Here is a 21,003-nt window from a genome sequence, read left to right on the forward strand (position 1 = left end):
GCCACGCCAGTACAGGAGGAAACCGGATGTCCAGACCTCGCGTGGTGGTGCACAATATCGCCTCCGCCGACGGCAGGTTGACGCTGGCCCCGGATGTGCTGCTGCTGGGCGGCGATGAACGCTGGCGGGCGGTGGATGACGGCAATTCCAGCGTGGGAGACTGGCTGCGCGCCCACCACGCGCCGGGGGCCATCCTGGAAGGCAGCGGATCGTTCCTGCCAGAGGGCGCGGAGCCAGAATCACTGCCGCCCTTCAACAGCGATCCGGCGCCCCTGTACGAGGATTATCTGCCACAGGCCATCATCGGGCGGGTTGGACATCGCGGCTGGTTCTGCGCTGTGGATGGGCGCGGGCGGGTGCGCTGGGGAGTCAAAGACGGCGCGACCTTCGGCCCGGCCTGGGCCGGCTGGTACGCACTCAGTATTGTTCACCGGGCCACCCCGCCCGAATATCTGGCCTATCTGCAGCGGGAGGAAGTCCCCTATCTGGTAGCCGGGTCGGGGCCGCAGGTCGACCTAGCGATGGCGCTGGAAAAGCTCGGTGGGAAGCTAAGGGTCGCGTGCGTGCTTTCCACCGGCGGTGGAAAGCTCAACGGGGCGCTGCTCCGCGCCGGGCTGGTAGACGAGATCAACATCGAATACTGCCCGGCGATCATCGGCGGGGTCGGAACGCCCGCCCTGTTTGATGCGCCGCCGCTGCAGGCGGGGGAATGGCCAACCCGGCTGCGCCTGCTCAACGCTGAGGTGCGGGATGGCGGGCGAGTCTGGCTGCGCTACGCCGTAGAAGAAACCCCAGGCGGGGTGTAGCCAGGTTCACGCCCCGCACGGGTGGCTTTTCGGCCTGCTCAACGCCGATCGTAGAGTCCCCGCCGCCCATTGGCGCGGATGCGGAATACTTCCCGGAACATGGCGATCGAGTCGCGCAGGGGATGGATGCGCGTGTTTTCCCGGTAGTACCAGTCGATTGGCACCTCAACAATGCGACGGCCCCGCCGCAGAGCGATGTGCAGCAATTCTACGTCGAAACTCCAGCCGTCCATTGTTTGCAGGGGGAATAGCTCCTCAGCGGCGGCGGCGGTGAACATCTTGAAGCCGCATTGCGTATCCTGAAAGCCCGGCACAGCGAACAGGCGCACGATGGTGTTGAAGATACGGCCCATCAGGTGGCGGTACCACGGCTCGTCATAGCGGACAGCGCCCGGCGCTTCCCGCGAGCCAATGGCGATGTCGTAGCCTTCAAGCTGTGGGGGCAGAAAACGGGTGACCTGCGTGATGGGCATGGAGAGATCGGCGTCGCAAATGAAGCGGTACGCACCGCGCGCAGCCAGCATTCCGGTGCGGATGGCCGCGCCCTTGCCCTGCCGCCCCTCAAAGAGCACACGCATGTACGGGTTGGCCGCGGCAAAAGCTTCAGCGATGCTGTGCGTCTGATCGGTGCTGTTGTTGTCCACGATGATGACTTCAATGGGGTATGGCTGGCTCTCCACGAAGGCAGCGATCTCCCGCAGGCTGGAGGGCAGGCGCAACTCCTCGTTGTAGGCCGGGATCACGATCGACAGGCGGGGGTTGACCCCCGATTTGGTTTCCACCAACTTGACTCCCTGTGACATCGGCGGGTAGCCCGACGCCGCCGATGGTTCAATTCCCCTCAACAGGGGTAAGAATCGACTCAAGATAGTCCAGCGACACGCGGCGGGTCGCCTGGACGGCGCGACGCTTGCGCAGCATTCCGGGCAGCCTAACCAGCCCGGCTATTATACCACGCAGCCGGGCGCGGGCAGCGGCCCCTCGCCAGGCACGTAGGGCCTCCCAGGCGATCTGCGCCTGCCGCCCGATCACCGCCCGCCAGTGGCGGCGGAACAGATCGCCGGGATAATCCTTGGCCAGGATGTAGAGGAAGTTACGCCCGTTATAGTAGCTGGCGGTCACGTCGCCGCCGGTAGCAGCCAGCTGGTGGTAGACGACCGCGCGTGGCACGTAGATGCAGCGGTAACCGGCCAGTTGCGCCCGCCAGGCAAAGTCCACATCCTCTGCACTGAAGAAGAAGTCGTCATCCAGCAAGCCGATGGTTTCCAGCACCTGGCGGCGGATGGCCAGCGCCCCGCCACAGGCGCCAAAGACATACTCCTCCCGGTCGTACTGGCCTGTGTCTTTCTGCCAGACGCCACGGTTGCCGGGCAGGCCATCCACGCGGTAGTAGTCCCCGGCGGTGTGGAAGGTATCGCGCCGGTCAAAAAGTAGCATCTTGCTGGCGGCGGTGCCAGCCTGTGGATGGCGGGCAAAGGCATCCACCAGTGCGGCGACCCAGGTCGGCGCGACTTCTGTGTCGTTGTTGAGCAGGATGACGATCTCGCCCGTGCTGGCGGCGATCCCGGCGTTGTTGCCGCCGGTGAAGCCGCGATTCTCCGGCAGGGCGACCAGCCGCACTTCCGGGTAATGCTCCCGGATCAGGGCCTGTGAGCCGTCGGTGCTGGCGTTATCGGCGACGATGATCTCCAGGCGTGGGTACGTCTGGGCGCGCAGGGCGTCCAGGCAGGTGGGCAGATGGCGCGCGCCGTTCCAGTTGATGACGATAACTGACACCAGCGGCAGCTCGCTCTCAGGAGGGGTAAGCTGAACCGAATCGGGCATGGCTTCCTGGCCGGGTTATCCACACGGCGCAGAGTGTAGCGCCCCCTGCGCCGGGCGTCCACCTGTATGGGCCTCAGAATGAGGCTGCCGACATCCGGCCTGTCCCCTCAAAATTGGGGGTGACTCCCCACCGGCGATCGTTTATTATCAAATCTGATAATATCGCCAGAAAGAGGCCTATGACCAAACCGCTGATCGAGCTGATCATCCATCCTGTTCGCCTGCGCATCCTGCAACTACTGGGGCTGGGGCCGCTAACCACCCACCAGATCGCCGGGGCATTGCCAGATGTGCCCGCTTCGTCAATCTACCGCCACGTCAAATTACTGCACCGTCATGACCTGATCCGCGTGGTAGAAACACACCGGGTGCGCAGCCTGGAGGAACGGGTGTATGCCCTGGCTCGTCCACCGCACCTTGGCGAGACCGACCTGGCCAGCCTGACGGCGGATGACCACGTGCGCAGCTTCACGCTGTACACTGCCGCGCTGATCCATGACTTCGCCAACTATGTGCAGAGCGCGGGGGATTTCCGGCCACTGGAAGATCGTGCCGGGTACACCGAGGTGCTCATCTACGCCACAACAGAGGAGATAGACGCAGTCGGGCGGGCGATCAACGCGGCGCTGGCGCCACTGCTGACGAACGGCCCCGGTGCGGGCCGCCGTCTGCGCAAGCTGAGCGTGATCAGCCACCCGGTTATGGCGCCGGAGACGTTGAAACCAGCTGAGCAGTTGACGGGCGAAGATCGGGAACAACCGTTAACTGAGGAATAGCAGACAAACGAAGGGAACCCATGATGACGAACAACCGCTGGCTGGGAGGAGTGCTGGCTGTCGTGCTGGCGCTGGGGCTGGCCATGCCCGCGCTGGCTCAAGGTGAGGGGGAAATTACGCTGGTACCATTTACCAGCGAGAATTTCGGGATTGAGGGCGTCGTGCCGGAGGGCTGGAGCGAGCCGTCGCCGGGCGTTTACGCCCGTGGGGCGGGCATGGGCGACCTGACCTCGTTGATCCAGCAGGCCGCGCCGGACATGACTACCGAGCAACTGATCACCGCCCTGCTGCCCAACCTGGGCCTGAGCAAACTGCCGGAACCGGTGGGAACGCTGGAGACCGAACATTTCACCTGGACGCGTTATGACGTATCCGTCAGCGTCTCCGGGCTGACGATCAAAGTCGCCATGGCACTGGCCGAAGATGAGACCGGCGTCAAGCTGGTGCTGTTGCAGGCGCTGGAGGAGGATTTCGACGCGCTGTACGAAAGTGTTTTCCTGCCAGCGGTAGAGGTGCTGGCTCCGCTGGGCAGCGCAGCCGCTGGAGCCGGAGAACAGGCCATCTACACCGACCCTGAAGGGCGCTTCACCGTCCCCATCCCGACCAACTGGGCAGCGGAAGACCGCCCCGGCTACGCTTACCTGTATGCACCGGAGGAGCTGATCACCGTCTCGATCGTGGTTGTGCCGGAGACCGATCCTGAGACAGCGCTGGCTGCCGCCTGGCAGGTGGTCGACCCGACCTTTGATCGCGAGGTCAAAGACACCATCGAGTTGCCCGCCGGTAACCTGGATCGCTTCTTCCTGTTCAACTACAAAATGGAGCGCGACGAGAAGTTCATTTACCAGGTGGAAACGCGCACCCTCGGCGACCTGACCTATGTCCTGATTTTCTACGCTGACCTGACCGCCGCTCAGCAGCGCGCCGCGCAGATCCAGATCGTCGATAGCGGCTTCAAGATCACCGCCCTGGAAGAAGTCGATCTCTCCGGCGTGGAGCCGCTACCGTTGACGGATGACCTGCTGAGCGAACTGGAAGCCTACATCCAGGATGCCATGGCCCGCTTTGAGACGCCCGGCGCGGCAGTGGCGATCGTGCAGGATGGCGAGATCGCCTATACCGGCGGCTTCGGCGTCCGCAACCCGGCTGGCGACCCGGTCACGCCCGACACGCGCATGTTGATCGGCTCCACCACCAAGACCATGACCACGCTGCTGATGGCCCAGATGGTGGACGAGGGGCGCATGACCTGGGATACACCCGCCACCGCATTGCTGCCGTCCTTCCGGGTGGCCGACCCTGAGGTGACGGAGCGAATCACCGTGGAGAATCTGGTCTGTGCCTGCACCGGCGTGCCCCGCCGCGACTTTGAGATCCTTTTCAACTCAGCGGAAATGACTGCTGAGCGGATGATCGAAACGCTGGCTGACTTTGAATTCTTCACTGATTTCGGCGAAGCCTTCCAGTACAGCAACCAGATGGTCGCGGCGGGCGGCTACATCGCGGCGCTGGCCGGCGGCGGGGAATACGGCAGCCTGTACGATGACTACGTGCGTCTGATGGAAGAGCGTATCTTCCAGCCGCTGGGTATGGCCAGCACAACTTTCTCCTTTGAAGAAGTGTTGGCCAGCGATGACTATGCCACCCCCTACAGCCTGAACTTTGCCCTGGAAACCGTCCCGGCAGACATGGCGATCGAAAAGGCCATCCTCATCCCGATCACCCCCGCCGGGGCAGCCTGGTCAACCGTCCGCGATATGGCCCGCTACATGATCATGCAGATGGCCGGCGGTGTGACCGCTGACGGGACGCGCATTGTCTCCGCCGAGAATCTGGCCCATACCCAGCAGCCGCAGATCGCCATCAATGCCGAGTCCAGCTACGGCCTGGGCTGGATCATCAGCCACTACAAGGGCCAGACGGTGCTCAGTCACGCCGGCAACACGATTGGCTTCACCTCCGAATTCCTCTTCCTGCCAGAAGCCGGGGTAGGGATCGTCATCCTGAGCAACCAGCAGGGTTCACTGCTGAATAGCGCGGTGAGCGCTCACTTCCTTGAACTGATCTTCGACCAGCCGCCGGAAGCGGAGGAATCGCTGACCTTCGCTCTTGAGCAACTGCGCCGCAGCCGCCAGGAGACATTCAGCAAGGTGCATGAGATCGCCGAGCCGGAGGCGCTGGCGATCGCGCCGGGCATATACACCAACCCCGCGCTGGGTGAGATCACCCTCAGCCTCAATGAGGCCGGTGTGTTGGTTCTGGATTGCGGCGAGTTCCAGACAACGCTCTGGCAGTACATCGATCCAGAGCAGCAGGAAGCGGGTGAATACAGCTTCCTGATGATGGACGCGCCGCTGGCCGGGACGCCGCTCACCTTTGAACCAGTGGAGGGCAGCGGCTACACGCTCAAGCTTGGCGGCGGGGTGACGGAATACGTCTTCGAGCAGGTCGGGTAATAGCCTCCTGAGGGGGCGCGGTGCAAGCCGCGCCCCCTTGTAGCACTCTGCCAAAAACACCCTGTCAAAAACAACCTTGACATCCCCCGGGCTTTGACTTATGCTGGCAAATACATATTACTGAATGCGTTGATCGGGACATGTTTGCCCGCCTGCCCGCCCAGAGAAGGCGCGCGCCGGAAGTTCGCTTCCTGTTTGCGCTGAGAGCGCGCCCGCGGTTCCAGCTGGTGAACACCCCCCGTGAGCGGCGGTCGCAAGTGGCGGCTTTTCCCGCCGCGAAGATCGCCCGGTTGGCCCCGTTATCAGCCGCATAAGGCGCGCCCTCTACAGAGAGGGAGCGTGAAGTTGGGTGGAACCGCGTGGTCTGATCGTTGGCCTCGCCCCAATACCAGGGGCGAGGTTTCGCTTTTTCCAGGCCGCGCCTGAGTGTCATAGTTAGAGAGTGCAGCGATGTATACCGTCAAGCGAGTCTGGTTGGACGACACTGAAGGCATGCGCACAGGCAGCGTTGATGTACTGGCCGAGATGGACGATCAATCCCTGTGGATGGCCCGCTTTGTGACCATCCCCTACCTGCAGGAGCAGATGGACTACGGTCTGCAGGCCAGCCGCAGCCTGCGCAACACGCCCGAGGTGCGCTACGCCACCATTGAAACACGGCACATCATTGTCGACCGGCTGGATATCGACACCATCGAGGATGTGATCGACAACCTGCTGGCCCTGGATGTTTTTGAGAGTATGTTCGCCCTCGTCTCCGACCCGACGATGGCCGCCGTGATCGGCGCTCAGCCAGCCATTGTGCGTCAGGCGTAGACGTGGACGTGTGGGGAGACCAAACCGAGGAGCGAGAACTATGACTGATGATGATACCAGCGCCACCATCACTCTTAGCCCCCGGTAAGGACCGTCTGCACGGGTTCTTGCCGCGCCGGGGGCCACGTGAACAGCCAAACCGGGGAGGCAGGGCGCCGTGCAGACCGCCTTTATCCCCCTCTATCTTTGCCAGCTGCATACTGTGCAGACTAGCCGCCGGGCGGTAGGCCCGTCTGGCGGCTGCAGTGGCCCGTTGATCACAGTCGAGGAGTACCATGCAACGCTACGAAGAAAGCAAACTGTACCGCATCCGTCACTCGGCGGCGCACATCATGGCCCAGGCTGTCCTGGAACGCTTCCCAGAGGCCCAGATCGCTATCGGCCCGCCTATCGAGGACGGTTTCTACTACGACTTTGACCTGCCCCGCCCGCTGACGCAGGAAGACCTGGCGGCGATCGAGCAGCGGATGCGCGCCATCATCCGCGAGGGACATCCCTTTGTGCGCCGGGTCGTCAGCGCAGAGGAAGCCCGCCGTCTCTTTGCCAACCAGGTTTACAAGCTGGAGCTGATCGACGGGCTGGAAAAGGGCGCTATGGACGAGGACGGCAACCCGATCGATGGCCCGGCGGTCATCACGACCTACCGGCATGACACGTTTGAGGACCTCTGCCGGGGGCCACACGTGGAAAACGCCAGCGAGATCAACCCGGACGCAGTCAGCATCACCTTCCGGGAGCCAGCCGGGGCTTACTGGCGCGGCGACGAAAAGCGCCCGATGCTCACCCGCATCTACGGCACAGCCTGGGAGACGGCCCAGGAGTTGGAGGAGTACCTGAACCTCCTGGAAGAAGCCAAGAAGCGTGATCATCGCGTGCTGGGTCAGAAGCTCAACCTGTTCGTGATCGACCCGCTGGTCGGCAAGGGCCTGCCCCTGTGGAAGCCCAAAGGCGCGCTCGTCCGCGAAGCGTTGATCGACTTCATGCGCGAGGCCCAGCGCGAGGCCGGTTACCTGCCGGTGGTGACGCCGCACATCGGCAACCTGGACCTGTACCGTACCTCCGGCCACTACCCGTACTACAGCGATAGCCAGTACGCGCCGATCCAGGTCGACGAGGAGCAGTTCCTGATCAAGCCGATGAACTGCCCGCACCACTGCATGATCTACAAGAGTGAGATGCACTCCTACCGTGACCTGCCGCTGCGCCTGGCCGAATTCGGGACGGTCTACCGCTACGAGAAAAGCGGCGAGCTTTCCGGGCTGACCCGCGTGCGTGGCTTCACCCAGGATGACGCCCATCTGTTCGTGACGCCGGAGCAACTCCTGAGCGAGTTCATCGGCGTAGCCGACCTGATCCAGCGCGTCTTCCGTACCCTGGGCATGGCCGACTTCCGCGTGCGTGTTGGCACGCGTGACCCGGAATCGGACAAATACGTCGGCGCACCGGAAAGCTGGGAGAAGGCTACGGCAGCAATCATCGAAGCCTGCCAGCATATGGGTCTGGACTACACGATCGAGGCTGGCGAGGCGGCTTTCTATGGCCCCAAGCTGGACTTCATCGTGCGTGATGTGCTCAAACGGGAATGGCAGCTCGGCACGGTGCAGGTGGACTACAACCTGCCGGAGCGCTTCCAGCTGGAATACATCGGCGCGGACGGCGAACCGCACCGCCCGGTGATGATCCACCGTGCGCCGTTCGGCTCGCTGGAGCGCTTCATGGGCATCCTGATCGAGCACTTCGCCGGGGCGTTCCCGGCCTGGCTCTCGCCGGTGCAGGTGACGCTGATCCCGGTGGCTGACCGGCACGTCCCTTACGCTCAGCAGGTCGCCGCGCGGCTCAAGGCTGCTGGCTTCCGGGCGGAGGTAGACGACTCTAACAACCGCATGAGCAACAAGATCCGCATCGCCCAGGGGCAAAAGGTGCCCTATATGCTGGTCGTGGGCGACCGCGATGTGGAGGCGCAGGCGGTCAGCGTCCGCCTGCGCAGCGGGGAAGACCTGGGGGCCATGCCGGTGGAGGCGTTCATCGCCCGGCTGGGCGAAATCGTCAAATCGCGCGCGCTGGAGTTATGGCCGTAGGGCGTGGTCTTGCTGCACGGTCGCGGGGGCAGCCTGCCAGTCGGGGGCTGCCCCCGTCTTCATGACCCTGCTCCAGGTCGCGGGGTAATGCGGGAACATAGATAATCCATTAGAACCGCCCGGATTCTCTTGAAGCCGGGCGGAACGTGCTTAGAATCAGGATCTGGAGGGAGGATTACTGTAAAGCAGAGGGGAGGGCAAAGCAAAGGCTATGTTCTTCGATCCGAACTATCTCCTGTGGGTGCTGATTCCGGGCATGCTGATCTCATTTGCAGCGCAGATGATGATCCGCAATGCCTATGGCAAATGGAGCCGCATCCGCAATGGCGCCGGCTTGACCGGGGCGCAGGTCGCCCAGGTGATCATTGACCGCACACCGGTTGGCGATGTCGCCTACGGGAGCGCACGGCTGCGCTACACAGGCCGGAGCGTCTCCAGTATCAGCCTGGAGCGCATCGGCGGCCAGCTGACCGACCACTACGATCCACGCACGCACACCGTCCGCCTGTCGGATTCGACGGCCAACCAGCCGTCGGTGGTGGCGATGGCAGTGGTGGCCCACGAACTGGGTCATGCCCAGCAGCATGAGGAGAACTCGATTCTGATCCAGGCCCGCAACTTCCTGATCCCGGCGGTGCAGATCAGCCCGATGATCTCCTACAGCCTGATTCTGTTCGGCCTGCTGTTCAACCTGCTTGACCTGTTCTGGCTGGGCGTATTCTTCTTCGCGGTGGCGGTAGGCTTCACCATCCTGACTCTGCCGGTGGAATTTGACGCCAGCCGGCGCGGCCTGCAGCTCCTGCGGGATTCCGGGCTGATGCTGACCACGCAGGATGAGCAGGGTTCGCGGGAAGTACTGACGGCGGCGGCGCTGACCTATGTAGCCGCCGCGGTCACTGCGATCCTGCAACTGCTGTACTTCATCAGCCTGGCCCAGCGCCGTGACTGAGCATCCCAGGGTTCAGCAGCATTCAACCACACGCACCGCCCCAGAGCGGTGCGTTTTGCTTTCGGCGGTGGGTGTCCCGGTCAACTGTGCCACTACAGTCTGGTGGCCGTACGGCGCTTTCCGGCCACCCGGTCTTCCTTCCCTTGTCCTGGCCTCTTACCACCCTGCCGGGATGTTGGCCTGGCAGGCAGGCACGGGTACAATGAGATCATCCGTGGAACATGCGTTTAGGCCAGCGGCTGGCTGGCCATTGGGCAGCTATGGATCGCAGAGAGAAGATCGAGCACATCAGCCGCCTGCCCCTGTTCTCGGAACTGACCAGAGACGAGATCGCCCAGATCGAGCCGCTGTTCTCCGAGGAGCATTACCGGGCGGGTGAGTACATTTACCGCCAGGCGGAGTTCAGCTTCGCCCTGTACCTGTTTGTAGAAGGGCGCGGGCGGTTGCTGCGGGTGGGGCCGGATGGCATCGAGCGGCGCGGTGCGGATGTCGAGCCGGGTGAATTCGTGGGGGAAAAATCGCTCTTTCTGCACGAGGAGCGCCCCAATTCGCTGGTCATTGTGCGCGACGCTACGGTACTGGTGCTGCCCCGCGCCCGCTTTGATGAGTTCATCCGCCGCAACCCGGCCATCAAAGCCCGCCTGAACATCCGCGACGATGTGCGCGGTGCGGTGCAGGATCAGGACTTTCCCTGGCTGCAACGCGGCGAGATCGTGCTGCGCTATACGCACCGCCACCCCTGGGCGTTCATCCGCCGGGCCGCCTGGAGCCTGCCCATGCTGGTGATCCTGCTCCAGGTGCCGCTGGTGATCGCCCTGTTGCCGCCACCATTCCCCAGCAGTCTGGCGCCCTTCGGCCTGGTCCCGGCGTTGCTGATCCCGGCGCTGTACGTGATCTACACCTATTTCGACTGGAAGAACGACTGGTTCGTGATCACCAACCAGCGCGTCGTCCACGAGGAAGCCGTGCTACTCACGCTAAACGAGACGCGCCAGCAGGCCCCGCTGCGCAGCATCCAGAGCGTGGAAACCGTCCAGCGCGGCTATTTCGCCGTGCGGCTGGGCTTTGGCGATCTGATTGTGAACACTGCTGGCTCCGGCGGCAGCCTGGTCTTTGACACCATCGACAACGCCGAGGACATGGCTGCCGTGCTCAAGTCTGAGCTGGCGCGGGCGCACTCCCACAGCGCCGCCGAGGATCGGCAGAAAATCCGCGCCGAGATCGATCGCTTCCTGGGCCGCACCACCCTCAATCGCACTTATGCGGAGACTATCCCTCAGCCCGGCGCCCAGCCGGGTACGCCAAACCCACCCAGGCCAGTGAGGACGCGCATCCAGGAATGGATGGACAAGATCAACAACTACTTCGACATCCGTGTTCGCATGGATGAAGGCCACCGCGTAGTTTACCGCCGCCACTGGCTGGTGCTGTGGAACAGCGTCTTTACCCCGGCCTTCTTTTTACTGCTGACGCTGGGAGCCTTTGCTGCCTCGCTGATCTGGAGCGGGGAGTGGCCCTGGAATGCCGTCCATCCGCTGGTGCGCGTCGTGATCTTCCTGCTGTTGATGACAGCGGAAGGCTTCTGGCTATGGTACAGCTACGAAGACTGGCATAACGACCTGTACATCGTTGAGGATCAGACGGTCACGCGTATCCACCGCCGTCCGCTGTGGCTGGCCGACGAGCGCAGCACCATCCTGATCCGCAACATCCAGGGTGTCAACGTCTCGATCCGGGGGGTGTGGCAGAAGGCGCTCAATTACGGCACGGTGATCGTCCAGACCGCCGCCGACGACCGCAACCCGACCGATGGCATGGGCGGCGAGACGATCATCCCCTTTATCTACAAACCCCACACCCTGCAGGAAGACATCCTGCGCCGCCAGCGACGGGAAGACACAAAGAATGCCCAGCAAGAATCAGACCGCATGGCTGAGCAGATCGCCCGCTGGCTGGCCGTCTACCACCAGGCCACCCACGCCGAAGACTTCGACAGCCAGCCGATGAACCAGTACATCGACAAAGGGCAACTCAAGGGCGGGCCGTACCGTAGCGAGGATGAATAACGTCGGGGCGTCAACGCCGTCCGCCGTGTATACCGGATTCAAAATCTCCTGTTCAGAAAATCGTCCGGGACGCGCTATAATCGTGGCCGCTTCCGGCCTGTGACCGGGGGTGGGCGCAGCAGTTATATGTGCGCCGAAGAGTCCGTGACCTGTACGAGGAGGTAATAGTCGTTATGGAATACACCTATCTTGGCCGGACTGGTTTGAAGGTTAGCCGCCTGTGCCTGGGCACGATGAACTTCGGGCCGCAAACCGACGAGGCTGACGGCCATGCCATCATGGACAAAGCCCTGGAGCTGGGCATCAACTTCTTTGACACGGCCAATGTTTATGGTGGTTGGGGCAAATCCAACCGCAAGGGCACGACCGAGGAGATCATTGGTCGCTGGTTTGCCCAGGGCGGTGGGCGACGGGAGAAGGTCGTGCTGGCCACCAAGGTCTATGGCGACATGGGCGACTGGCCCAACCACAGCCGCCTTTCCGCCCTGCACATCAAGCACGCCTGTGAGGCCAGCCTGCGCCGCCTGCAGACCGACTACATCGACCTGTACCAGATGCATCACATCGACCGCAACACCCCCTGGGAAGAGATCTGGCAGGCGATGGAGCAACTCGTCCGCGAGGGCAAGGTGCTGTATGTCGGCAGCAGCAACTTTGGCGGCTGGCACATTGCTCAGGCCAACGAGATCGCCCGTCAGCGGAACTTCATGGGCCTGGTTTCCGAGCAGAGCCTGTACCACCTGGCCGCCCGTATGATCGAGCTGGAGGTCATCCCGGCCTGCCAGGCCTACGGGCTGGGCCTGATCCCCTGGTCGCCGCTGGGTGGCGGGTTGCTGGGTGGCGTGCTCAAGAAGCAGAACGAAGGCCGCCGCGCCTCGGAGAATATGCAGAAGCGCATCGAGGAGATGCGCCCGCAGCTGGAGCGCTGGGAAGCCTTCTGCGCCGAGATGGGCGAGGAACCCGCGGCGGTGGCTCTGGCCTGGTTGCTGCATCAGCCGGCGGTCACCGCGCCGATCATCGGCCCGCGCACAATGGATCAGCTCACCGGCGCTTCTCTACGCGCCCTGGAGATTAAGCTGAGCGAGGAACAACTCAAGACGCTCGACGAGATCTTCCCCGGCTACAAGACTGCGCCAGAACATTACGCCTGGTAGCGGATTGTCGCTGTGCTGCCGGGGTGCATCGTCGTCTGACATTGTCCCCGGCCCCGGCAGCTTTACTCCCGCAGGAGCCCCCGGCGCTGGCGCATGATCTCAAAAGCCAGCACAGCAGCAGCAGCCGTCGTCCCCAGCGATCCGGCAAAGCGCCGCCCATACGGAATCTGCAGCACGAGATCGGCTCGCTCCAGAAACGAGCGGGTGACGCCGCGCTTTTCCCCGCCGATCAGCAGGAACAGCGGGCCGGTCAGGTCAGCGTCGTAGAGGGCGACAGCGCGCGGCAGGTAGGCGGTGGCGGCGATGGTCAACCCGCGCGCCCGGAAGAAACGGGCAGCTTCTTCCGCTTCCTCCGCAACAGCCGTTGGCAGGCGCTCCGAAGCCCCGGCGGAGGCCCGCCCGACGATACCCGCCGCGCTCATCCAGTTGCGCGGTCGCACAACCAGCCCATCCGCTCCCGCTGCGTACAGGGCGCGGATGGCCTGCCCAAAGTTGAAGGGGTCTTCCACGCCGTCAATCATGGCGATGAAGGGCGCGTGGCCATCCGACGGGAGCAGACGCTCCAGCGGGACGAAGCGGCGCGGTCCGCACAGAGCAATCGCGCCGCCGTGAGTCTGGCCGCTGGCGCGGGCGGCGATCGCTGCTGCATCTACCCGTTCTACCGGCACGCCCGCCACCTCTGCCGTGCGGGCCAGACGGGCCAGGTCGCCGTGGCGGTCGCGGCTGGCGCGGTCGATGTAGACGGTGTAGACAGGCCGGCTGTTCGCTTCCAGCGCCGCCTGAATAGCAATGTGCCCTTCAAGAACTGCCTGTTGCCCTTCATCCGCTGGTTCCACCGAACAACTCCTCCGCATTGATGACTCCACACCCGGCTACAATTTAACCACAACGTCCTGGCCTCGGCATCCGGCCTGCCGCCGATTAACCCCGGCAATGCGCGGCGCGGCCTGATGTGGTACAAACAGCCTGTACGCAGTCCGGATACACCAGGAGGCTCTCGCTCATGCCCTATGTTGACCTTGCCACCGGGGCGCGGCTGGAATATGTGGACACCGCCCTGGAGGATTCCGCCAGGCCGGTTGTGATCGCCGTGCACGGTCTGCTGGGCACCGCCCGCCGCCACCTGGGCCGGGTGATCGACTGGCTGGCGGCGGATTACCGCGTGCTCGGCCCGTCGATGCGCGGCTATGGCGGTTCGCGTCCCAAGCCGCGCGATTTTCCACCAGACTTCTACCGCCGCGACGCCGGTGACCTGCTGGCCTTCATGGACGCCCTGGGCATCGCCCAGGCCCACCTGCTGGGCTATTCCGATGGCGGCGAGATCGCCCTGCTGGCGGCAGGGCTAGCCCCGGAGCGCTTCCGTTCGGTCGTAGCCTGGGGCGCGGTGGGCTACTTTGGCCCACAGCTGCGCGAGGTGATAACCGCCCCCGGCTACCGCGAGCGCCTGGCCCCTACCCCGACGCAAATGACGCTGCATGGCATCCCCGACCGCGACGCTTTCGCCCAGGGGTGGATCGACGCCGTGCTGCACATGATTGATGTGGGCGACGGCGATGTCAGCCTGAGCACGGCTGACCGGATCGCCGCGCCGTTGCTGATGATGCTGGGGCGCGAAGATCGGCTCAACCCCGCCGAGTATGCCGAGCACTACCTGGAACGCGCGGGGCATGGTCGGCTGATCCTCTTTGACTGCGGCCACCCCGTTCACGACCAGCAGCCGGAGGAGTTCCGGCAGCTTGTAGGCAGCTTTCTGGCCCATGTCGAGGCGGGGGACGCCAGGACGTACGGTTACTAGGCTTTCTTTCTCACCGCCCCTTAATCCCTGTGGCCTGCCGCCATGCTACACTTACGCTTCCCGGCGATCTAGCCGCTGCTAACGCCTGAAATGGCAAAGGACTGACCTGTGAACAAGTACACCCTGCTTACTCTGCTGGCCGTGCTGCTGCTAACCGCCATCCTCCCGGCAGCAGCACAGGATACCCCGCCGACACCCACCGAGCTATGCGCTGCCGCGACGCCTGCCGAGACGCCCGATGTCCTGACTTTTGCTGCTGCGGAAGATGTCCTGACGGAGGGGGTAGACTATCTGGCCGTGTTCTGCACGACAGCCGGACCGATCCTGATCGACCTGTTTGAGGCGCAAACCCCGGTCACCGTCAACAGCTTCGTCTTTCTGGCCCGCGCCGGATACTACAACAACACCAACTTCCACCGCGTGATCGCCGGATTCATGGCCCAGGGCGGCGATCCGACCAACACCGGGGGTGGCGATCCCGGCTACCAGTTCGAGGACGAGATCGTCGACGACCTCATCTTCGATCGGCCCGGTCTGCTGGCGATGGCCAACGCCGGAGAGGACACCAACGGCAGCCAGTTCTTCATCACCACTGCGCCGGCTGACTGGCTCAACGGCAAGCATACCATCTTTGGAGAGGTGCTGGCCGGGCAGGGTAATGTAGAGCGCATCCGCCTGCGCGATCCCCAGCAGGCGCTGGAGCCGGGCATGCTGCTAGAGACGGTGGTGATCGTGGAAGGCGCGGAGAATGTCGCCGCTGTGGAAGAAACCCTCACCCCTGCCGGGCGTCCGGAAGCTGAGGCCGCGCTGGAACAGGTGGATGCGTATGTCCCCGTCCAGCTTGACCGTCTCGGCGCCCCCTTCGGCGAGATGCTTTCCGCCAGCTTTGCCTATGACGCAGCGACCAGTGGCGTCTTTGACACCGCCGCGCTGATTGAGACAGTAGAGGGCGCGCAAATGGACGCACAGACCTACTACAACGCCCACAACCATATCTACAGCCTGAGGGCGGTCTATGCCAGCCCGGACTGCAATCTGGCGACCTTCCCGATCCCTGGCTTCTCCTACCAGCTGGACGCCTATGCGACGGCTGAGGACGCCGCCGCCGCACTGGCTGACGAGGCGCTGGCCGATCTGCTGGCCGCCCAGGGCTTTAGCCCTTACACCGAGATTGCGCTGCCCTACGCTGTTTACACCCGCCCACAGCAGGATTGTGACACCGACACAGTCGTCGCCCGCGCTTACCTGCAGCGGGGGCGCTTTGTGACCATGCAGGAGGTCGTCGTCACGGCGGAAAACACGGAAATCGCCGCCTTCCTGCCGGAAGCGCTGGCTCTGCCGCTGTTTGAGGATGCGTTCAACAGCCTGCTCCGCCCGGAAACCATCAGCTCCGGCGCTGAGTAGCGCGCTACTTTCCCGCTGGCAGCCCTCAGTCGCCTGGTTGAGGGCTGCCCCTCCGGTAGAGATAGGCCCGGCCTCGCCTGCCATCGGCGCGGATGGCTTCCATCTCCCGCAGGCAGTAGCAGATCTGCCCGGCCAGGCGACTGCCCACCCCCAGCGTCCGCGCCACGTCGCCCACCGTGAATGGATCGGCCAGCGCCTCCGGCAGCAACGCCAGCAGATCGGCAGGCGTCCGGAATAGCCGCCGTTCCAGGACACGCAGCAGTTCACGGCGGTCGGTAGCCCAGCCGCGCCGCCGCCAGCTGCGCCCGTCGTAGCGACGGAATTCCGCTTCCTCGATCAACAGCACTTCCAGCGTGAAGTTGGGTTGTAGCATCAGGCGCGGAAAACTGACCAGTTCCCGGAACAGATCGGCGTACATCCCGCACCGGGGGGAGCGGCGGCGGGCTTCAGCGCCGGGCACAGCGCCCTGGCGCACGATCCACTTCTCGCGGGCGACCGGATAGACCAGCCGGACAGCATGCCCGGCGGCAGTCAGGGCGGTCAGCTTGCGCCGGATCGCGCCGAAGTTCCCCGTCTGAATCTCCACCAGCAGGCCGTCCTGCACCAGGTCGATCACATAGCCGTCGACCATGACCTCTGCCTGTGCGCCGGGCGCGGCGTACCAGGCTTTGAGCGCGGCGTGCAGCGGTGCTTCGTTGAGCGTGCCAATGACCGAAGTGGGCGGCATGCTATTTCCTGGCAGCGGCAGCGCAGGGCCGCTACTCGATCTGCTGGATGGCGGCAGCGGTGGCCGGATCGTAGATCACGACTCTGTCACCGGCGGCAACGGCCAGGTGTGCGCCATCCGGGCGGAAGGCCAGGCTGCCGACCGCGCCGGGCAGTTCCACCACCCGCTCAACATAGTAGTTGCCCACCTCCAGGTTCCACACCTCCATCAGCCGGTTGATGGCCACTGCGCCGCGCGTTGCGTCCGGGCTGAGCGCGACCCGGCGCGGGTCGCCCCCTACCAGCGTGCTGCGCAGGGTGAAGCCAACGCCCAGCGCATCACCATCCCACAACCAGAAACGATCGCTGAACCCAGCCGCCCAGGCCCCGTCACCCGACCAGGTCATGGCCCCGAAGATGCCCGTTGGCAGGAAGTCATTCCGTACCAGGTCAAACTGGCAACCGGTCCCGGCAACCTGGCAGGTGCGCACGTTAATGACATCGTTGATCACGACATAGCGGTTATCCGGACTGAAAGCGGCACGGATCACCCCCCAGCCGGGCCACCAGTAGGGCACCACCTCCGGCGGGCCAGCCCGGTTGAGGTCCCACAGCGTGGCCGGCGTGCCATCGGAGGTCGGCCCCAGCACCAGCCAGGCACCATCCGGGCTGGCGGCGGCCCAGGCCGGGTCATAGGGTGCCTGAACGAGCACCGTGCGGATGGCGCCACTGGTCACATCCACCACGCGCAGGCTGTCGGTCGCCCAGACCACGGCGTACAGCCCGCCTTCCAGGACGATCAGGTCGATTACCGGGCCAACCGGGATCGTCTGCTGCAGGGCCAGGGTATAGGCGTCGTACAGGCGCAGCCCGGCCCCCGACCCCACCACCAGCCGTGCCCCATCAGGCGTGTAAGCCGCCCGCTTAATCACCGGCGGCGGCGTGATCGGGCGCGGCGTAGGAACCGGCGTCACATCAGCCGGGAGATCTGGCGGCGAAGGCGGAATATCCGCCAGCAGGGCGGGATCGACGATGACCGGCGGCGGGTTAGCCGGGTCAATCAGCAGGTAACGTCCGCCGGCGGCCTCTACCGTCCAGCCAGTGCGTCCGTTGACATCCACCTGCCACCAGCGGCGGTCAGCCACACAGGCCGGCCCGCCGATCACCCGCAAGATGGCATCCTGGTAGATGACCTGCAGGAACAGGCTATCCGTGGCTGGTTCAGCCCGCAGGCGCACAGGGTGGGCCTGGTCGGCCACACGGGCCGCTGCGCCCACCCGCAGGTAGCTGGCCGCCGTCTCGCCAGGGCATTCGGCGGATGCTTCCGCAGCAGGGGGGACGGGCGTCGCACCGATTGGCACGGGGGTAGGCGTGAGGGTATAGACCGGCGCGGCGGAGGGCGCCAGGTAGTACACCTCGCCCAGCCCTTCAGCGGACCAGCCCTCCTGCTCCGACTGCGAGATAAACAGCCGCCACCAGTGGAACCCGTCGTTGCAGGCCGGGCCTTCCAGGACACGGGCGACCGTCCCGGCGGGCAAGACAGCTAGCTCCCCGCCGGTGGTGCGCGGCGTGTCGCGCAACCTCAGGCCGCCAGCCGGGGTCCCGGCGACGGCAGCAGTCACGACCGTCCAGCCGCCGATGGTCAGGCGGGGCGGCGGGGCATTATCACAGACGCCTTCCTGGGCGGCGGCGGGCAGGCCCCCGAAAAGGAGCAGTACCGCAATCAACGCCCACAGCGTTGGTTTTGTGCTCATGGTCGTTTGCCTCTGATTATTGCCTGGCGATCATCGTTAACCGCATTGTAAAGAGGCATGGAGCAGGAGGCAAGAAGGAAGCCAGGCGGGAGGCCAGGAGACCGCGTGGCTGGCCGCCCGGCCTGCACCCTCGATCCCGGTTGCGGCCTGGCCGGTTTCTGCTAAAATCAATAAACAAGACCTGTGTATTCTTAATTGTCCGAACGCGAGGCTCCACATCATGACCCTCATCGACCAGTTTGGTCGCCGCGTCAACTACTTGCGCGTTTCCGTCATCGATCGCTGTAACCTGCGCTGCCACTTCTGCATGCCCCTGCACGGGCTGCAGTTCCATGCGTCGGATAAGTTGCTCACCTTTGACGAGATCATTTTGACGCTGCAGATCGCCAGCCGCCTGGGCATCGATCGCGTCCGGCTGACCGGTGGAGAGCCGCTGCTACGCCCCAACCTGCCGGAACTGATCGGGCGCATCAAGCGCGAGACCGGCATCCGCCAGGTGGCCATGACCACCAACGCCGTGCTGCTGGCCCGCTACGCCGAGGCGCTGGTCGCCAGCGGCCTGGACTGGATCAACGTCAGCCTGGAATCGCTCCAGCCGGAGCGCTACCACGCCATTACCCGCTTCGGTTGGCTGGAAACCGTCTGGGAGGGCATCCGGCGCGCTGCCGCCGCCGGGCTGCCGACGATCAAGATCAACGCTCTGATCATGAAAGACATCAATGATGACGAGTTTGAGGCCTGGCTGGAGCTGATCCGCGAGCATGACCTGATTGTGCGCTTTCTGGAGGTCATGCCCATCGGCGAGATCAACCACAACGGCGGGATGGCCCGTTTCGTCGACCTGACCGAGGTGCGCCAGCGCCTGATCGCCACGCACGGCCTGGAACCGGCGACAGTGGCGCGCGGCAACGGCCCCGCCAGATACTGGAAGGTACCCGGCGCCAGGGGCAAGATCGGCTTCATCACCCCGATCTCCGACCCGTATTGTAAGGACTGCAACCGCTTCCGCCTGACGGCCATCGGCGAACTGCGCCCATGCCTGGCCTATGATATCCACGTCGCGCTCGGCCCGGCCATCCGTGCCGGGGATGTGGCCGCCATCGAGGAGGGCTTCCGGGAAGCGGCGCGGATCAAGCCCGCCGGTCACCAGTGGAAAATCGGGCAAAAGACCGGTACGGTTATGTCGAGCCTGGGAGGATAGCCCCTGATGCACATCCGCGTGACATTCTATGGCCGCCTGAAGCAGGACGCCGGGACGCGCCAGGCGGCGCTGGAATTGCCTGGCGACCGCGCTACGGTGCGCGATGCGGTGGAGGCCGCGCTGAAGGCGTATCCGGCCCTGGCCGCGCACCTGGATACGCTCGCCTGCTCGGTCGGCGCAGTGCTGGCCGACCCCGGCACGCCTATCCACGACGGCGATGAGATCGGCTTCCTGCCGCCGGTCAGCGGCGGCTAACAAGGATACAGACCATGACCACACGGGTAACAGACGCTCCGCTGGAACTGGCCCCGCTGCTGGCAGAGACTGAGGACGACGCCTGCGGGGCGCTGGTGATCTTCAGCGGAGTCGTCCGCAACACCAATGACGGACGCCCGGTCAGCGGCATGACCTATGACGCGCATGTGGCGCTGGCTGAGCGCGTGCTGGCCGAGATCGAAGCGGAGGCGCTGGCCCGCTTTGGCGTCCGCCACTGCCGGATCGTCCACCGGGTCGGTACGCTGGCCCTGGGCGAAGTCAGTGTCTACGTGGTCGTACGCGCCGCGCACCGGGCGGAAGCCTTTGAGGCGGCTCGCTACGCCATTGATGAGGTTAAGGCGCGCGCGCCGATCTGGAAGGAAGAGCATTACACGGACGGCGCCAGCCGCTACCTGGATGGCACCCCGCTGCGCATCCCATCCCCGGAGGCTGACGCCCGGTGAAAGACATCTCCGCTAAAGAGGACACCCTGCGCGAAGCCGTCGCCGAGATCACCATCGATATGCCGCCGGAACTGGTGACGCTGTTGCGCGAGCGCCGCGCCGAAAAGGGCGACGCGCTGGAACTGGCCCGCGCCGCCGCCGCGCTGGCCGCCAAGAAGACCTGGGACCTGATCCCGTTCTGCCATCCCATCCCACTGACGTATGTCGGCGTGGATTACGAATTCGCCGCCGCCAGCGTGCGGATCATCACCACCGTGCGCACCAAGGCCAGTACCGGTGTGGAGATGGAAGCACTCACCGCCGGGAGTATGGCCGCCCTGACCATCTACGATATGCTCAAGATGTACACCCAGCGGATGACCATCCGCGATCAGCGTCTGCTTTCCAAGACCGGCGGCAAGAGCGGCGATTACCACGCTGCCAGCTGACGCCATCCATCCAGGGCAGCCCGCCCGCGCAACAACAGCAGCGCCCCTTCCCCGCTCGGAGAAGGGGCGCTG

Annotated in this window: 19 protein-coding genes; 14 read left to right on the plus strand and 5 right to left on the minus strand. The window is 64.4% G+C overall.

What is annotated here, in order from left to right:
• The first annotated feature begins 26 nt into the window (after positions 1-26).
• On the plus strand, positions 27-806 hold the full coding sequence (locus HPY64_02965; protein NPV66090.1) for a RibD family protein: 780 nt from the start codon (positions 27-29) through the stop codon (positions 804-806).
• 38 nt (positions 807-844) lie between these two features.
• Here HPY64_02965 and HPY64_02970 read toward each other — a convergent pair whose 3' ends face one another.
• Both HPY64_02970 and HPY64_02975 read right to left on the minus strand, forming a co-directional pair.
• The gene (locus HPY64_02970) at positions 845-1,609 is read right to left on the minus strand and encodes a glycosyltransferase family 2 protein (protein NPV66091.1); all 765 of its coding nucleotides are present in this window, start codon (positions 1,607-1,609) and stop codon (positions 845-847) included.
• Positions 1,610-1,637: 28 nt separating this feature from the next.
• Positions 1,638-2,585 (minus strand): glycosyltransferase family 2 protein, encoded by a 948-nt coding sequence (locus tag HPY64_02975; protein ID NPV66092.1) that lies wholly within the window; start codon positions 2,583-2,585, stop codon positions 1,638-1,640.
• A 224-nt stretch (positions 2,586-2,809) separates the two neighbouring features.
• On the opposite strand from HPY64_02975, the gene HPY64_02980 reads away from it, so the two are divergent.
• The 7 genes from HPY64_02980 to HPY64_03010 all read left to right on the plus strand — a co-directional run bounded on the left by HPY64_02980 (position 2,810) and on the right by HPY64_03010 (position 12,925).
• Entirely contained in the window at positions 2,810-3,406 is a 597-nt protein-coding gene (locus tag HPY64_02980; protein NPV66093.1) for a helix-turn-helix domain-containing protein, read from the plus strand.
• A 20-nt stretch (positions 3,407-3,426) separates the two neighbouring features.
• Positions 3,427-5,862 (plus strand): beta-lactamase family protein, encoded by a 2,436-nt coding sequence (locus tag HPY64_02985; GenBank protein ID NPV66094.1) that lies wholly within the window; start codon positions 3,427-3,429, stop codon positions 5,860-5,862.
• Between the two features lie 450 nt (positions 5,863-6,312).
• On the plus strand, positions 6,313-6,678 hold the full coding sequence (locus tag HPY64_02990) for a hypothetical protein (protein ID NPV66095.1): 366 nt from the start codon (positions 6,313-6,315) through the stop codon (positions 6,676-6,678).
• 275 nt (positions 6,679-6,953) lie between these two features.
• Positions 6,954-8,756, plus strand: a complete 1,803-nt coding sequence (locus HPY64_02995; protein ID NPV66096.1) for a threonine--tRNA ligase — start codon at positions 6,954-6,956, stop codon at positions 8,754-8,756.
• 211 nt (positions 8,757-8,967) lie between these two features.
• On the plus strand, positions 8,968-9,705 hold the full coding sequence (locus HPY64_03000; GenBank protein NPV66097.1) for a zinc metallopeptidase: 738 nt from the start codon (positions 8,968-8,970) through the stop codon (positions 9,703-9,705).
• Positions 9,706-9,965: 260 nt separating this feature from the next.
• Complete coding sequence (locus HPY64_03005; protein ID NPV66098.1) at positions 9,966-11,771, plus strand: cyclic nucleotide-binding domain-containing protein; 1,806 nt, start codon at positions 9,966-9,968, stop codon at positions 11,769-11,771.
• A gap of 173 nt (positions 11,772-11,944) precedes the next feature.
• Positions 11,945-12,925 carry an aldo/keto reductase gene (locus tag HPY64_03010; GenBank protein ID NPV66099.1) on the plus strand — a complete coding sequence of 327 codons (981 nt, stop codon included), beginning with the start codon at positions 11,945-11,947 and terminating at the stop codon, positions 12,923-12,925.
• A 62-nt stretch (positions 12,926-12,987) separates the two neighbouring features.
• Here the strand turns inward: HPY64_03010 and HPY64_03015 are convergent, their stop codons facing one another.
• The gene (locus tag HPY64_03015) at positions 12,988-13,761 is read right to left on the minus strand and encodes an RNA methyltransferase (GenBank protein NPV66100.1); all 774 of its coding nucleotides are present in this window, start codon (positions 13,759-13,761) and stop codon (positions 12,988-12,990) included.
• Positions 13,762-13,928: 167 nt separating this feature from the next.
• Here HPY64_03015 and HPY64_03020 point away from each other — a divergent pair, with 167 nt between their 5' ends.
• Together HPY64_03020 and HPY64_03025 are read left to right on the plus strand one after the other, a co-directional pair.
• Positions 13,929-14,720 (plus strand): alpha/beta hydrolase, encoded by a 792-nt coding sequence (locus tag HPY64_03020; protein NPV66101.1) that lies wholly within the window; start codon positions 13,929-13,931, stop codon positions 14,718-14,720.
• A 243-nt stretch (positions 14,721-14,963) separates the two neighbouring features.
• The gene (locus tag HPY64_03025) at positions 14,964-16,124 is read left to right on the plus strand and encodes a peptidylprolyl isomerase (GenBank protein ID NPV66102.1); all 1,161 of its coding nucleotides are present in this window, start codon (positions 14,964-14,966) and stop codon (positions 16,122-16,124) included.
• Positions 16,125-16,149: 25 nt separating this feature from the next.
• Here the strand turns inward: HPY64_03025 and HPY64_03030 are convergent, their stop codons facing one another.
• Positions 16,150-16,851 (minus strand): hypothetical protein, encoded by a 702-nt coding sequence (locus tag HPY64_03030; GenBank protein ID NPV66103.1) that lies wholly within the window; start codon positions 16,849-16,851, stop codon positions 16,150-16,152.
• Positions 16,852-16,882: 31 nt separating this feature from the next.
• Positions 16,883-18,583: a WD40 repeat domain-containing protein gene (locus HPY64_03035; GenBank protein ID NPV66104.1), complete on the minus strand. Its 1,701-nt coding sequence runs from the start codon at positions 18,581-18,583 to the stop codon at positions 16,883-16,885.
• A gap of 220 nt (positions 18,584-18,803) precedes the next feature.
• On the opposite strand from HPY64_03035, the gene moaA reads away from it, so the two are divergent.
• Genes moaA through moaC form a run of 4 tightly spaced genes read left to right on the plus strand, consistent with a single transcriptional unit; the run spans position 18,804 to position 20,931 of the window.
• Positions 18,804-19,784: a GTP 3',8-cyclase MoaA gene (gene moaA / locus HPY64_03040; GenBank protein ID NPV66105.1), complete on the plus strand. Its 981-nt coding sequence runs from the start codon at positions 18,804-18,806 to the stop codon at positions 19,782-19,784.
• 6 nt (positions 19,785-19,790) lie between these two features.
• The gene (locus HPY64_03045) at positions 19,791-20,039 is read left to right on the plus strand and encodes a MoaD/ThiS family protein (protein ID NPV66106.1); all 249 of its coding nucleotides are present in this window, start codon (positions 19,791-19,793) and stop codon (positions 20,037-20,039) included.
• A 14-nt stretch (positions 20,040-20,053) separates the two neighbouring features.
• Complete coding sequence (locus HPY64_03050; GenBank protein ID NPV66107.1) at positions 20,054-20,503, plus strand: molybdenum cofactor biosynthesis protein MoaE; 450 nt, start codon at positions 20,054-20,056, stop codon at positions 20,501-20,503.
• Positions 20,500-20,931: a cyclic pyranopterin monophosphate synthase MoaC gene (moaC, locus tag HPY64_03055; GenBank protein ID NPV66108.1), complete on the plus strand. Its 432-nt coding sequence runs from the start codon at positions 20,500-20,502 to the stop codon at positions 20,929-20,931. The genes HPY64_03050 and moaC overlap by 4 nt, the downstream gene beginning before the upstream one ends.
• Positions 20,932-21,003: the final 72 nt, after the last annotated feature.

This window comes from Anaerolineae bacterium (genome assembly GCA_013178165.1).
Classification (GTDB): domain Bacteria; phylum Chloroflexota; class Anaerolineae; order Aggregatilineales; family Ch27; genus Ch27.

What these genes read in the sequence shown, in the direction of transcription:
- HPY64_02965 (NPV66090.1), top strand. Translation starts at nt 27, where the DNA reads ATGTCCAGACCTCGCGTGGTGGTGCACAATATCGCCTCCGCCGACGGC.
- HPY64_02970 (NPV66091.1), bottom strand. Translation starts at nt 1,609, where the DNA reads ATGTCACAGGGAGTCAAGTTGGTGGAAACCAAATCGGGGGTCAACCCC.
- HPY64_02980 (NPV66093.1), top strand. Translation starts at nt 2,810, where the DNA reads ATGACCAAACCGCTGATCGAGCTGATCATCCATCCTGTTCGCCTGCGC.
- HPY64_02985 (NPV66094.1), top strand. Translation starts at nt 3,427, where the DNA reads ATGATGACGAACAACCGCTGGCTGGGAGGAGTGCTGGCTGTCGTGCTG.
- HPY64_02990 (NPV66095.1), top strand. Translation starts at nt 6,313, where the DNA reads ATGTATACCGTCAAGCGAGTCTGGTTGGACGACACTGAAGGCATGCGC.
- HPY64_02995 (NPV66096.1), top strand. Translation starts at nt 6,954, where the DNA reads ATGCAACGCTACGAAGAAAGCAAACTGTACCGCATCCGTCACTCGGCG.
- HPY64_03000 (NPV66097.1), top strand. Translation starts at nt 8,968, where the DNA reads ATGTTCTTCGATCCGAACTATCTCCTGTGGGTGCTGATTCCGGGCATG.
- HPY64_03005 (NPV66098.1), top strand. Translation starts at nt 9,966, where the DNA reads ATGGATCGCAGAGAGAAGATCGAGCACATCAGCCGCCTGCCCCTGTTC.
- HPY64_03010 (NPV66099.1), top strand. Translation starts at nt 11,945, where the DNA reads ATGGAATACACCTATCTTGGCCGGACTGGTTTGAAGGTTAGCCGCCTG.
- HPY64_03020 (NPV66101.1), top strand. Translation starts at nt 13,929, where the DNA reads ATGCCCTATGTTGACCTTGCCACCGGGGCGCGGCTGGAATATGTGGAC.
- HPY64_03030 (NPV66103.1), bottom strand. Translation starts at nt 16,851, where the DNA reads ATGCCGCCCACTTCGGTCATTGGCACGCTCAACGAAGCACCGCTGCAC.
- HPY64_03035 (NPV66104.1), bottom strand. Translation starts at nt 18,583, where the DNA reads ATGAGCACAAAACCAACGCTGTGGGCGTTGATTGCGGTACTGCTCCTT.
- moaA (NPV66105.1), top strand. Translation starts at nt 18,804, where the DNA reads ATGACCCTCATCGACCAGTTTGGTCGCCGCGTCAACTACTTGCGCGTT.
- HPY64_03045 (NPV66106.1), top strand. Translation starts at nt 19,791, where the DNA reads ATGCACATCCGCGTGACATTCTATGGCCGCCTGAAGCAGGACGCCGGG.
- HPY64_03050 (NPV66107.1), top strand. Translation starts at nt 20,054, where the DNA reads ATGACCACACGGGTAACAGACGCTCCGCTGGAACTGGCCCCGCTGCTG.